Genomic DNA, 12,625 nt, shown 5'->3' on the forward strand with positions numbered 1-12,625 from the left:
AAGGAAGGGGGCGCGCCAAACGGCGCGCCCCCTTCCTGACAAAGCCCCGGGTTACCAGGCGTAGAAGATCGCCACGATAAACAGCCAGACGATGTCCACGAGGTGCCAGTACAGGCTGGCGGCCTCGGTGCTGCCGTGGTTGTGCTTGTCCATCTTGCCGGTCATCGCCTGGTAGTACACCAGCGCGACGCCCGTGCCGCCGATCAGAATGTGCAGACCGTGCAGGCCGACAATGATGAAGAAGCACGCCTGCCACAGGTTCTCCTGCCAGTTGCTTTCGGCGCCGAACTTCGAGAACTCGTAAATCTGGAACAGCGTGAACACGGCGCCCAGCACGAGCGTGATGAACAGGCCCAGACGGAAGCGGCTCATCTTGTGCTGACGCTCCGCACCTTCCGCGCTGTGAATCACGAAGGAGCTCGCCACCAGGATCAGGGTGTTGAGCGACGCGAGCCAGATGGCGGGACGGTCCGCGGGGGGCACCGCCACGCCTTTCACGCGCAGGTACACGTACCCGGCGATCAGCACGCCGAACAGGCCGACTTCGCTGATGATGAACCACGCCATGCCCATGAAGCCGTTGCTGTACTTCGTGAGGTGGTGGTGCGCCACGGGCACGTCGTACTCGCGGGTGCCGGCCCACTTGAACAGCGCCCACAGGAACAGCGGGATGCTGGCGTACAGGACCGCGCTCGCGAAGGGGTTCGGGGTGTGCGGGTTGACGTCAGGGTGCCAGCCGGTGAACCAGCCGAAGCTCAGACCGTAGCCCATGAGCAGCAGCGCGAACGCCGTCAGGAACGGCCAGGGGCTGCTCACCGGCAGGTGAATGCTCTTGGGATCGACGGGCTTGAGCTTGTCACCGTTCTTCTCCCAGTCGGCAAGCGGACGCTCACTGGGGAAGGTGGTGGGGAAGTCGTGCGCGAAGTTGTACTCCTCGGGCGGGCTCGCGGCCGTCCACTCGAGCGTGAAGCCGCCCCAAGGGTTCGGGGACGCCGTGATCGGCTGGCGCATGCTCTGCAGCATGTTCCACACCCACACGATGCCGCCGGCCAGCAGGATGAACGCGCCGATGGTGGACACGAGGTTCAGTTCGTTCCACAGGAAGTTGCCTTCCGGGTACGTGTAGTAGCGGCGCGGCATGCCGAGCAGGCCGAGGAAGTACTGCGGGAGGAACGTCAGCCACGAGCCGACCATGAACAGCCAGAAGTGCACGAGGCCGGTCTTCTCGTTCATGAAGCGTCCGGTCATCTTGGGCCACCAGTAGTACAGGCCGCCCATGGCAAGGAACGCCGTGCCGAACATCATGACGTTGTGGAAGTGCGCCACCACGTAGTAACTCATGGTGACCTGGTAGTCGAACGGAATCATGCCGAGGCTGACGCCGGTGATGCCGCCGATCAGGAAGTTGAAGATGAAGCCGACCAGCCAGTACGTCGGCGTGCGCATCATGATGCGCCCGCCCCACAGGGTGCCGATCAGGTTGAAGATCTTCACGCCGGTCGGGACGGCCACGATCAGCGTCGCGATCATGAACGCGATCTGCCACGCTTCAGGCAGGCCCACGGCGAACATGTGGTGCACCCACACGAGCAGCGACACCAGCACGATGCCGAGCTGCGAGTACACCATCACGCGGTAACCGAACAGCGGCTTGCGGGCCATGGTGCTGGCGATTTCCGCGGCGATGCCGAGGTACGGCAGCAGCATGACGTACACGGCCGGGTGGGAGTAGAACCAGAAGAACTGCTGGAACAGCACGGGCGCGCCGCCGATGGCGCCGTTGAACATGCTGAGGCCAAGCTTGAGTTCCAGGTACGTGACGAGCGCCGCGGCGGTCAGGCCGCCGAGCGACACGAGCTGCAGCAGGCTGGTCGCGAAGATGCTCCAGCAGAACATGGGCATCTTCCACAGGCTCATGCCGGGCGCGCGCATGTTCACGATGGTCGCGGCGAAGTTCGCGCTGCCGAGCAGCGAGCCGAGGCCGTTGAGGATCAGCGCGACCATCATGACGGCCACGCCGGTCTGGTTCGCGTCGACGCTCAGCGGGTAGTAGAAGGTCCAGCCGACGCCGGGCACGCCGCCGTTCCACATCCCGAAGATGATCAGGATCATCGAGAAGATGAACAGCCACACCGCGAAGGTGTTTACGCGCGGCAGGGCCACGTCGCGCACGCCGAGCTGCAGCGGCAGGAAGAAGTTCCCGAACCCGAACAGACCAATCGGAATCAGGAAGAAGAAGATCATGATGGCCGCGTGCATCGTCAGCACCTGGTTGTAGGCGTTGCCGGTGAGCAGCGTGTTGTCCGGCACGGCAAGCTGCGCGCGGATGGCGACGGCCAGCAGGCCCGCAATAGCGAAGCCCACGATGGACGTGATGATGTACAGCAGGCCGATCTTCTTGTGATCGGTGGTGGTCATGTAGTCCCAGACGACGTCAAGCGGTCCGCGTCTGCTGTGACTCTGGGACGGCATTTGAACAGCCATGCGTGCTCCTTACTTCTTCTCGCCCCAGAAGGCGGTGTTGTGGTCGACGCCCTGCCAGTAGTCGGCCTGCTCGGGGAGCTTCAAGGAGCGCAGGTACGCGCTGAGGTCCGCGAGTTCGGCGTCGGTCAGGGCCGGGTAGTTCTCTTGCGTGCCGTCGTAGCTGGGCATCAGGCTGCCGGGTTTGACGACCTTGCTGTGCTTGATCCAGGTGGGCAGCATCTCGCGGGCCTTGTCGCCTTCCCACATGCCCGCCCCGAGGGTGCGGCGCGTGCCGAAGAAGCTGAGGTCCGGGCCGTTCACGCCGGCGGCGTTGGTGCCCTGCACGCGGTGGCAGGCGGCGCAGGAGCCCTGGCCGTTCTTGCCGTTGAGGAATAGCGCCTCGCCGCGCGCTTCGGCGCTGCCCGCTGCGGGGGTCGGCGCTTTGTACGCCTGCGCGGCCTGAATGAAGGTGTTGAAGCGGTCCTGGGGAAGCACGACGACCTTGAAGCGCATGTTGGCGTGCGAAGCGCCGCACAGCACGCTGCAGTTGCCCTGGTACACGCCGGGCTTGTCGCTGTTGACCTGCCAGGTCTTCTTGACGGTCGGGATCGCGTCACGCTGACCGCCGAGGTTCGGCGCCCAGAACGCGTGGATGACGTCAGCGGCCGTGATGGTGAGCGCCACGGGGCGGCCTGCGGGCAGCACCAGCTCGTTGCCGTTGGACACCAGCGCGGTGTCCACCTTCGCCTGCGGGTAACGGAAGTTCCAGAAGAACTGACGGCCTTCAATGTCGACAGGCACGGCGGTTTTCGGGGTGGGGTTCAGCACGGCCATGCTCTTCACCGTGAGGACGCACAGGACCGCCACGATGATGACGGGCACGCCCACAAGGGCGACCTCGAGCTTGTTGTTCCCGTGGAAGTCCTCGGCCTGGTGGGTGCTGGTCGGCCGCTCGCGATACTTCGCGACGGTGTAGAACAGCGCCCACGAGACGCCAATGAAGATGATGATCGAGAAGGCGATCGCCCAGATGCTCATCGCCCAAACTTCACGGTTGTACCCGGAGTTCAGGTCGCCGATGGACAGCACCTGTTTCGTCGGACTCTGCGGCTGGGCCAGCGCCACCCCCAGGGCGGTGAGCGCCAACGGGACGGCCCACCGCGCAGCGGCGCGGCCCAGAAGGGCCGCGTGCCGTGGCGGTGGCAGTCGGCGAGATAAAGTGTTCAACATCACTCCTTTCTATCGCACCTAGCATAGGGCGTTTGGCCCCACCACGCGCGACGCCAGAGGCCTTCCGGCCGGCTCATGAAAGCACCGCCCGGTCCACGGCAGCGGCCAGGAACAGCAGCGCCAGATACAGCATGCTGTAGAGGTACAGTGGCACCGCCACCTTGCGCTCCACGCGGTGCCCGGCCATGACGTGCCGGTACAGCACCCACGAACGCTGCAGCAGCAGCGCGCCGAACGCCAGGGCGCTCAGCAGGTACAGCCACGACACCTCCGCGAACAGCACCGGCATCACGGACAGCACCACGGTCAGGACCGCGTACAGGATGATCTGCGCGACCGTCAGCTTGTCGCCGTGCACGACGGGCAGCATCGGCACGCCCACCTCGCGGTACTCGTCCTTGATCATCAGCGCCAGCGCCCAGAAGTGCACGGGCGTCCAGAAAAAGATGATCGCGAACAGGTACCACGCGAACAGGTTCAGGTCGCCCGTCACCGCCGCCCAGCCGACCAGCGGCGGGAAGCAGCCGGCGGCGCCGCCAATCACGATGTTGTGCCACGTCGTGCGCTTGAGCCACAGCGTGTACACCACCACGTACGTCAGGAAGCCCGCGAAGCTCATCCACGCGGCGAGCGGCGTCGCGAACGCCCACAGCAGCGCGAACGCGATCACCATCAGCGCCGTGCCGAACAGCAGCGCGTTGCGCGGGCTGATCTTGCCGCTGGTGGTCGGGCGCGAGGCCGTGCGCGCCATCTTCAGGTCGATGTCGCGGTCGATGAGCATGTTGAACACGCCCGCCGCTCCCGCAGACATGTACCCCGCGACGGACGTCACGAGCAGCAGCGTGAAGCCGGGCCAGCCGCGCGCCGCCATGAACATGGCCGTGATGGTCGTGAACAGCAGCAGGCTGATGACTTTCGGTTTGGTGAGCGCCAGGTAGTCACGCCACGTCGCGCGCTCCGGCAGGGGGGTGGCGGCGGTCATGCGCGCGCCCCCGTGGCGGGCGCCGTCGACGCGGTGCGTGCGGGCGCAGTAAGGGCGGAATAGGTCAGCATTACGGTCACGAGCCACATGATGCACGCCAGCAGCAGGTGTGTCAGTTGCATCCATCCCGGCGCCTTGAGGACCACGTTCGCGAAGCCCGCGAGCATCTGCGCGCCGATGATGCCCCCCAGCGCGTACTGCCAGCGCGTGACGCCCTCACCACGCGCCTCGCGCGCGCGGCCCGCGAACCACAGCAGGTAACCGCTCGTCACGAACGCCAGAATCGGGTGCACGACGCGCAGGTTCTCGATGATCGTCGCCGTCGTGCGGAAGTCATGCTTCACGGTGTCCACGGGCGTGCCGTTCGAGGGCGCGAACAGCAGGTCCCCCAGGGCCGTCACGGCGCCCGCCATGCCGAGCACCAGCATCAGCAGCAGCCCGACCAGCGCCGCGGCGCCCAGCCAGCCCTGCCCGCGCAGCCGCACCGGCCGCCCGCCCGACGCCCACACCGCCGTGAGCAGCAGCGCGCCCATCAACGCGAACGTGTTCGCGAGGTGCACGCCCTGCACGAACCCCCGCGCCGGGTTCGTGCTGTTCGCTGTGAGGCCCAGCAGCACCTGCACGCCGCCCACCAGGCCCTCCAGCACGATCAGCGCGAGCGACAGCCACGCGCCCAACCGCACCGGATCGCCTTTCGGGCGGGTCAGCATGGCGAGCGCCACCAGGCTGATCGCCAGCAGGCCCGACAGGCCGCTGGTCAGCCGGTGCGAGAACTCGATGATGGTGTGCAGCGTCGGACTCTGCGGCACCACCACGCCATTACACAGCGGCCAGTGCTCCCCGCACCCTGCCCCTGCGCCCGTGATGCGCACGACCGCGCCCCACAGGATCACCAGAATGTTGTACGCCAGTACGCCCCACGCGAGCGCCGGAAGCCACCGGCCGACCCACATGACGCCCCTCTGGCTCCTCAAGCCACCGTCCACGCCTCACCTCCGCGCCGCCCGGCCCGCCCGGACAAGCCGCCCGAACGCCGGCGAATCTCGGCGCTTAACGCCCAAGTCTACCCCCCACCCCCGGACGCCGCGCGTACGATTGTCCCCGCGCCGGGCGCGGCCCGAGGTACGTTCGTCACGCGCCGAGCGCCCGCGCGCCACCCTACACTGGGCAGCACATGGACCACCTTGGTGAACTCCTCGCAGGCGCCTCCGTCATCACGATCGTGCTGAGCGGCATTGCCCTGGTCCTCGGCGTCATCCAGATCCGCCGCGGCCACCGCCCCGCCCACATGCGCGCCATGCTCACCGCCACCGCCCTCGCCACCCTGTTCCTCGTCCTGTACCTCAGCAAGGTCGCCATCGGCCACACCAAGGTCTGGGTCGGCCCGGCCGAGTGGCGCCCGGCGTACCTCGCGCTGCTCGCCTCGCACACCCTACTCGCCGCCGTGAACGTCCCCCTCGCGCTCGTGGCGCTCTGGTACGCCCGCCAGGGCCTCCAGGCCGCCGGGAACCTCGACCGCATCCATGAGGTGCCCGCCGCCGACGCCGCCTTCCGCCGCCACCGCGCGTGGGTGCGCTGGACGGTGCCGGTGTGGCTGTACGTCGCCGCGACCGGCTGGATCATCTACGTCGTCCTCGAAAAGTACGGCGCCGTCAAATAACGCGCGCCCCGGGCACCCAGGCAACCGAGCGTGCCCGGGCGCCCTTTTCGTTACCCTGAGCGCATGAAACTCACCGTGCCCGACATCGTCCGCGCCGAGACGCCGCTCGTCATGGTCACCGCTTACGACTATGCCGGCGCGCAACAGGCCGCGCGCGCCGGCGTGGACCTCATCCTGGTGGGCGACAGCCTCGGGAACATGGTTCAGGGTCACCCGAGCACCACGCCCGTCCGCCTGGAGCACGTCATCTACCACACGGAAATCGTGCGGCGCGGCGCGCCCGACACGTTCCTGATCGCGGACCTTCCGTTTGGCACGTACACGACCGGCCTGCAGGACGGCCTGCGCCACACCGTGCGCCTGATGCAGGAGAGCGGCGCGGACGCCGTGAAGCTCGAAGGGGCCACGCCCGAAGTGCTGGACCTCACGCGCGTCCTGGCCCGCAACGGCATCCCCGTGATGGGCCACGTGGGCCTGCTCCCGCAGACCGCCGTGAACCAAGGCGGCCTGAAAGTGCAGGGCCGCGACGAGGACGGCGCGCGCGCCGTGCTGGACGGCGCGCTGGCGCTGCAGGAGGCCGGGGCGTTCGCGGTGGTGCTCGAAGCGATTCCCGCGCGCCTCGCGCGCCTCGTGACCGAACGGCTCAGCGTCCCGACCATCGGCATCGGCGCAGGCCTGCACTGCCGCGGGCAGGTGCTCGTGTACCACGACATCCTCGGCATCTTCGAGGGGGACAAGAAAATCGCCAAGCGCTACGCGGAACTGGGCGCGCAGGCCACCGCCGCCCTCGGCGAGTACGCCCGCGAGGTGCGCGAACGGGCGTTCCCCACGCGGGAGAACAGCTTCGTGATCAAGGACGACGTCCTCGACAAGCTGTACTGAACGCCGGGGGGCCGAGGTGCGGCCCCCAGCTCAGTTCAGGGTGCGGCCGCGACCCTGCTGGTCCTGCAGGCGCTCCTCGGCCTTTTGCGCGTGCTCCCGCAACGTCGTGTGCCACTCGTCGCTCGGGTCGAGGTGCTCCAGCGCCTGCTGCGCGTGCGCGTACGCCGCCGCTGGGTCCGGGAAGCCCTGCTGCGCCATCACGTCCGCGGCCATCTGATGCCCGAGCGTCCAGTCACGGCTGCCGGGCGCCGCCTCGCGCACCACCCGCTCGTAATGCTCCAGGGCGTCCGGCAGGTGGTAGTAGTCCATGGCGATGTTTCCCAACACGATGCTCGCTGGGACGGTCGCGCCCTGCGCGTACGCCTGCTGCGCGTTCGCTTCGGCTTCCGCGAGGCGCCCCAGGCGGTACTCGCATTCGGCAAGGTCCGCGAGCACTTCCGGCGCGTACGGGTACTCGTCGTGCGCGAGCACCTGCTGCAACGCCTCCATGGCCTCCAGCGGGCGGTCGAGGTCGAGGTACGTGACGCCCAGTTCGTGCAGGGCGTACGGCCGGTCCTCGGCGGACGCCAGTCGCAGCGCCTCGGTGAAGTGCGCGAGCGCCTCCTCGTGCCGGTTCGACTGCGTGAGCGTCTGCCCCCACACCAACTCCACGCCGTAGCTCGGGTCGCCGTTCGCGCGTTCCAGGCGGCTCGCCTCGCTGATGCCGGTGAGGGCCGCCTGCAGGTCCCCGCGCGCCAGCTTCACCTGCGCGTCCAGGTGATGCCACCCGGCGAGGTGCAGCGCCTCGCCCTCCGCGCCGCGGTACTCCAGGCGCGCGCGGCCCAGCAGCGTCCCCGCCTGCTCGTGCTGCCCGGCCTGCAGGTGCAGCGCGGCGGCGTCCTGAAACATGATGGCGCGGTTCATGCCGGTCGCGGCGTGCGCCGCCTCGGCGTACAGGTGCGCGGCCTGCTCGGCGCGGCCGAGCTGCTCCTCGCAGTCGGCCTGCCATGAGCGCAGGCGCCAGCGCAGATGCGCGGGCAGCTCGGCGGCGCTGACCTCCACGTCCAGCGCGCGTTCCGGCTGGTGCGTCAGCGCGAGCGCCGCGAGGGCGTGGTACCGGGCGAGCGGCGGGCCGCTCAGCGCTGCGTCCGGCAGGGGAGCGGCGTCGGGGCCGCGCACGCGTCCGTCGATCTCGGCCATCAACGCCATGTACAGCGGATCGTGCCGGATGCCGGAGTCGGCGGTGCGGGCGTCACGCAAGGCCGTTTGCGCGTCGGTGACGCCGTCGTCGCCGTACAGCGAGTCCACGGACGCGAGGTACAGCAGGATGCGCGCACGTTGGGGCCGCGCAGCTTCGCGCTCAGCACCTTCCAGAATGGCGTAGGCGCTGTCGAAGTCTTCGCTGGCGAGCGCGTCGGCGGCCTGCTGCCAGGTGAGTTCGGGGTCGATCATCTAGGAGCAGCATAGCGCCCGCCCCGCCGCGAAGGGTGACCGGGTGGGCGCGTCGGGACACGTGCCGCGCGACGTAATGGTTTCCTGAAGTGCATTGTGGGGTTGCGCCCACGCATACACATCTTGAGTGAGGTACACTCAAGTCCAGCGTCCAGACTTCTCGACTTCACGCGACCCTGAACCACCTGCCTTCCCCGGAGGAACACACTTTGAGGCGTCTCAACCCCTGGCTCATCCTGCTCTTCGTCGTGGCCCTGTTCCTGATGTTCGGGAACGTCCCCATGGGCAACAACACCACCGTGGACTACTCGCAGTTCCGCACGCTCGTCGCCAACGGCAAGGTCGAGAACGTTGTCATTCAGGACACGCTCGCCAACGTGACGCTCAAGCAGCCGGAAAGCATCACCGTGCAGGGCGTCCGCGGCACCCCGGAACAACGCACCCTCGCCAACTTTAAGGTCCGCCTGCCCAACAGCCAGACGAACCTCGAAGCGTTCCTCGACCAGAACAGCGTCAACATCGGCAGCCGCCGCTACGAGCAGCCCAGCCAGTGGCTGAGCATCCTCGTGAGCCTGCTCCCGATCCTGCTGATGGTCGTGTTCTTCTACTTCATCTTCATGCGCGCGCAAGGCGGCCAGAGCGGCGTCATGCAGTTCGGCCAGAGCCGCGCCAAGCGCTACGGCAAGGAAAACAAGGTCAGCACGACCTTCCGCGACGTCGCCGGCCATGAGGAAGCCAAGAAGGAACTCGTGGAAGTCGTCGACTTCCTCAAGAACCCCGGCAAGTACCACCAGATCGGCGCGGAAATCCCCAAAGGCGTGCTGCTCGTGGGCCCTCCCGGCACCGGCAAGACCCTGCTCGCCCGCGCCGTCGCCGGCGAGGCCGACGCGCCCTTCTTCAGCGTCAGCGCGTCCGAATTCATGGAGATGTTCGTCGGCGTCGGCGCCAGCCGCGTCCGCACCCTGTTCGACGACGCCCGCAAGAGCGCGCCCGCCATCATCTTCATTGACGAGATCGACAGCATCGGCCGTAAGCGCGGCGCCGGCATCGGCGGCGGACACGACGAACGCGAACAGACCCTCAACCAGATCCTCAGCGAGATGGACGGCTTTGACAAGACCAGCAGCGTCATCGTCCTCGCCGCCACCAACCGCCCGGACATCCTCGACCCGGCCCTGCTGCGCCCCGGCCGCTTCGACCGCCAGGTCACCATCGACCTGCCGAACCTCAAGGAACGCGAAGCGATCCTCGGCGTGCACCTCCGCAACAAACCCCTCGTGGAAGGCCTCGACGTCGGCGAACTCGCCAAGAGCACCCCGTACTTCAGCGGCGCCGACCTCAAGAACGTCGTCAACGAAGCCGCCCTCGAAGCCGCACGCGTCGGCAAGACCCGCATCGACATGAGCGACTTCTACCGCGCGCTCGACAAGATCACCCTCGGCCTCGAAAACGGCAGCCTCACCATCAGCCCCGAAGAGAAGAAAGCCATCGCGTACCACGAAGCCGGGCACGCCGTCACCGCCGCCGTCATCCCCGGCAGCGACAAACTCCAGAAAGTCAGCATCATCCCGCGTGGCCGCGCGCTCGGCGCCGCCTTCTACCTCCCCGAGGAACGCGCGCTGATGAGCAAGGAACGCCTGGAGAACCAACTGATCGTCAGCCTCGGCGGACGCGCCGCCGAAGAAGTCTTCATGGGGAGCATCACCAGCGGCGCCGCCGACGACTTCCGCAAAGCCACCAACATCGCCCGGCGCATGGTCCTCGAATGGGGCATGGGCGACAACTTCAAGAACATGGCGCTCAGCACCGACAGCGGCCCCGTTTTCCTCGGCGAGGACATGGCCCGCCCGAAAGAATTCAGCGAACACACCAGCCAACTGGTGGACGAGGACGTCAAACGCATCCTCACGCGCGCGTACGAACGCAGCCGCGCCCTCGTCAGCGAGTACGCGCAGGCCATGCACGAAGTCGCCGACGCGCTGCTCACCAGCGAACTCATCACCGGTGACGTCGTCCGCGAAGCTGTTCGCCGCACCGGCGGGCAGAACGTGAACCTCGGCAAGGACCCTACGCCTACCGCGTAAACCCCACCCAAGGACGAGGGAGGCCCGCATGGAGCCTCCCTCGTCTGGTTGTGCCCAGGGTGAATGACAGCGACGAGGGTCGACGCATGCGCCCGCGGGTCATCAGGAACCCCGGCCGTATCGCACTCCTGCCGACCCGCGTGCTTTCACCGCTACCCGGACGATGCGGACCGGGCGTGGCGCGCGCCGTACGCAGCGTGAGTGCAAAGCGCCATCACGCGTGGGACGTACCTTGGCTGGCTGCGTGAGGTTGAGGGTGAACCCGTGTCCGGGGCAGGTCTGGTGCTGATGGAGTGGGGCCCCACCCGTACCAGCCCCAACCCGTTCCGGGCGCGCGTGGTGAACGTCTACACCCCGCCCGCCTGGCGGCGCCAGGGTTTCGCGCGCGCACTGACCCGGCACGTCCTGCAGTACGCACAGCAGCAGGGCCTGCTTCAGCTCAGCCTCAGGGCCTCGGCGATGCCCGACACGTTGTCCTCGGACCTGGGGTTCCGCACGGCCAGCCACGAGATGCTGCTGGACCTCCCCGCCCTCCGTTCCGGAGGGGCCTCTTCGCGTGGCAGTGACCGGTGAGTGCGCCAAGTCTCGCCCCGCGCGGTTCCAGGCCTGAGGCCCTGCACCGCAAGGCCAGGGTCAGGCGCTTTCGCCGATCGGGCCGGTCTGCCCCGGCGGCACCTCGGAAGCCGTTCCGTGACGCCTGCTGTACACTGTCACGCAGACCAGAGCGCACCACCACCCTTTGCGCGTACGCGCAGGGCCGCGCATGGGAGGAGCAGCAGTTGAACGCCAAAGTCATCGTCGTGACCTCCGGTAAAGGAGGCGTCGGGAAAACCACCACCACCGCCAACATGGGCGCGGGCCTCGCGAAACTCGGCGAGAAAGTCGCCGTCATCGACGTGGACGTCGGCCTGCGCAACCTCGACGTCGTCATGGGCCTCGAAAGCCGCGTGGTGTTCGACCTCGTTGACGTCCTCGAAGGCAAATGCCGACTCGGGCAGGCGCTCATCCGTGACAAACGCGTCGAGAACCTGTACCTGCTGCCCGCCAGCCAGACCCGCGACAAGGACGCCCTCAGCCCCGAAGTGTTCAAGAACACTGTCCGGCAGCTCCTCGAGGAAGAAGGTTTCGACCGCATCCTGATCGACAGTCCCGCCGGCATCGAATCGGGCTTCAAGACGGCCGCCGCGCCCGCCCAGGGCGCCCTGGTCGTCGTGAACCCGGAGGTGTCCAGCGTCCGCGACGCCGACCGCATCATCGGCCTGCTCGAAGCGCAGCAGGTCAGCGAGATCCGCCTCGTCATCAACCGCCTGCGCCCCAAGATGGTCGCCAGCGGCAACATGCTCAGCGAAGCGGACATCCTCGACATCCTCGGCGTGAAACCCATCGGCATCGTCCCCGAAGACGAAGGCATTCTTGTCAGCACCAACGTCGGCGAACCCGCCGTGCTCGGCAAGAGCCGCGCCGGGCAGGCGTTCCTCGACACTGCTCGCCGCCTGCGCGGCGAGGACGTCCCCTACCCGAAACTTGAGGAGAACCGCGGGTTCCTGGCCGCGCTGCGCCGCCTGTTCGGAGGTGCCTGATGTTCTGGGGCCGCAAACGCACCAAGGAGACCCTCAAGGACCGCCTGGAGCTCGTGCTCGCGTACGACCGCGCGCAGATCCCGCCCGGCAAGGTGGACGCGCTGCGCCGCGACCTGATGGAGGTCGTGCAGCGGTACTTCCCGACGCAGGGCACCAACGTGGAAGTCGAGCAGCGCGGCGACACGGTCGTGCTGGTCGCGAACATTCCCCTACAACGCGACTGACCCCGTCCTGACGGGAACGCGGAGGCCACCCGAGGGTGGCCTCCGCGTTCCCGTGCGGGGAATGTCAGGCGGTTCAGGCTCCACATGCC

11 protein-coding genes are annotated in these 12,625 nt (G+C 67.7%); 6 read left to right on the forward strand and 5 right to left on the reverse strand.

Annotation, left to right across the window (positions count from 1 at the left end; genetic code table 11):
• Positions 1 to 51 precede the first annotated feature (51 nt).
• The 4 genes from DEIMA_RS04885 to DEIMA_RS04900 form a co-directional block, all read right to left on the reverse strand.
• Complete coding sequence (locus tag DEIMA_RS04885; RefSeq protein ID WP_013556122.1) at positions 52 to 2,484, reverse strand: cbb3-type cytochrome c oxidase subunit I; 2,433 nt, start codon at positions 2,482 to 2,484, stop codon at positions 52 to 54.
• 9 nt (positions 2,485 to 2,493) lie between these two features.
• Complete coding sequence (coxB, locus tag DEIMA_RS04890) at positions 2,494 to 3,609, reverse strand: cytochrome c oxidase subunit II (protein WP_013556123.1); 1,116 nt, start codon at positions 3,607 to 3,609, stop codon at positions 2,494 to 2,496.
• 157 nt (positions 3,610 to 3,766) lie between these two features.
• The gene (locus DEIMA_RS04895; protein ID WP_013556124.1) at positions 3,767 to 4,675 is read right to left on the reverse strand and encodes a heme o synthase; all 909 of its coding nucleotides are present in this window, start codon (positions 4,673 to 4,675) and stop codon (positions 3,767 to 3,769) included.
• Positions 4,672 to 5,628 carry a COX15/CtaA family protein gene (locus DEIMA_RS04900; RefSeq protein ID WP_013556125.1) on the reverse strand — a complete coding sequence of 319 codons (957 nt, stop codon included), beginning with the start codon at positions 5,626 to 5,628 and terminating at the stop codon, positions 4,672 to 4,674. Before DEIMA_RS04900 ends, DEIMA_RS04895 begins: the two co-directional genes overlap by 4 nt.
• A gap of 221 nt (positions 5,629 to 5,849) precedes the next feature.
• Here DEIMA_RS04900 and DEIMA_RS04905 point away from each other — a divergent pair, with 221 nt between their 5' ends.
• Complete coding sequence (locus DEIMA_RS04905) at positions 5,850 to 6,335, forward strand: DUF420 domain-containing protein (protein ID WP_013556126.1); 486 nt, start codon at positions 5,850 to 5,852, stop codon at positions 6,333 to 6,335.
• Positions 6,336 to 6,398: 63 nt separating this feature from the next.
• Positions 6,399 to 7,217, forward strand: a complete 819-nt coding sequence (gene panB / locus DEIMA_RS04910; protein WP_013556127.1) for a 3-methyl-2-oxobutanoate hydroxymethyltransferase — start codon at positions 6,399 to 6,401, stop codon at positions 7,215 to 7,217.
• Between the two features lie 30 nt (positions 7,218 to 7,247).
• Here the strand turns inward: panB and DEIMA_RS04915 are convergent, their stop codons facing one another.
• Positions 7,248 to 8,648, reverse strand: a complete 1,401-nt coding sequence (locus tag DEIMA_RS04915; protein ID WP_013556128.1) for a tetratricopeptide repeat protein — start codon at positions 8,646 to 8,648, stop codon at positions 7,248 to 7,250.
• A 209-nt stretch (positions 8,649 to 8,857) separates the two neighbouring features.
• On the opposite strand from DEIMA_RS04915, the gene ftsH reads away from it, so the two are divergent.
• The 4 genes from ftsH (at position 8,858) to minE (ending at position 12,536) form a co-directional block, all read left to right on the forward strand.
• Positions 8,858 to 10,732 (forward strand): ATP-dependent zinc metalloprotease FtsH, encoded by a 1,875-nt coding sequence (gene ftsH / locus DEIMA_RS04920; protein ID WP_013556129.1) that lies wholly within the window; start codon positions 8,858 to 8,860, stop codon positions 10,730 to 10,732.
• 201 nt (positions 10,733 to 10,933) lie between these two features.
• Positions 10,934 to 11,305 carry a GNAT family N-acetyltransferase gene (locus DEIMA_RS04925; protein WP_013556130.1) on the forward strand — a complete coding sequence of 124 codons (372 nt, stop codon included), beginning with the start codon at positions 10,934 to 10,936 and terminating at the stop codon, positions 11,303 to 11,305.
• 206 nt (positions 11,306 to 11,511) lie between these two features.
• On the forward strand, positions 11,512 to 12,312 hold the full coding sequence (gene minD, locus DEIMA_RS04930; RefSeq protein WP_013556131.1) for a septum site-determining protein MinD: 801 nt from the start codon (positions 11,512 to 11,514) through the stop codon (positions 12,310 to 12,312).
• Complete coding sequence (gene minE, locus DEIMA_RS04935; RefSeq protein WP_013556132.1) at positions 12,312 to 12,536, forward strand: cell division topological specificity factor MinE; 225 nt, start codon at positions 12,312 to 12,314, stop codon at positions 12,534 to 12,536. Before minD ends, minE begins: the two co-directional genes overlap by 1 nt.
• Positions 12,537 to 12,625 lie beyond the last annotated feature (89 nt).

It is taken from the genome of Deinococcus maricopensis DSM 21211, from assembly GCF_000186385.1.
In the GTDB taxonomy this organism is placed as follows: domain Bacteria; phylum Deinococcota; class Deinococci; order Deinococcales; family Deinococcaceae; genus Deinococcus_B; species Deinococcus_B maricopensis.

What these genes read in the sequence shown, in the direction of transcription:
- DEIMA_RS04885 (WP_013556122.1), bottom strand. Translation starts at nt 2,484, where the DNA reads ATGGCTGTTCAAATGCCGTCCCAGAGTCACAGCAGACGCGGACCGCTT.
- DEIMA_RS04895 (WP_013556124.1), bottom strand. Translation starts at nt 4,675, where the DNA reads ATGACCGCCGCCACCCCCCTGCCGGAGCGCGCGACGTGGCGTGACTAC.
- DEIMA_RS04900 (WP_013556125.1), bottom strand. Translation starts at nt 5,628, where the DNA reads ATGTGGGTCGGCCGGTGGCTTCCGGCGCTCGCGTGGGGCGTACTGGCG.
- DEIMA_RS04905 (WP_013556126.1), top strand. Translation starts at nt 5,850, where the DNA reads ATGGACCACCTTGGTGAACTCCTCGCAGGCGCCTCCGTCATCACGATC.
- panB (WP_013556127.1), top strand. Translation starts at nt 6,399, where the DNA reads ATGAAACTCACCGTGCCCGACATCGTCCGCGCCGAGACGCCGCTCGTC.
- DEIMA_RS04915 (WP_013556128.1), bottom strand. Translation starts at nt 8,648, where the DNA reads ATGATCGACCCCGAACTCACCTGGCAGCAGGCCGCCGACGCGCTCGCC.
- minE (WP_013556132.1), top strand. Translation starts at nt 12,312, where the DNA reads ATGTTCTGGGGCCGCAAACGCACCAAGGAGACCCTCAAGGACCGCCTG.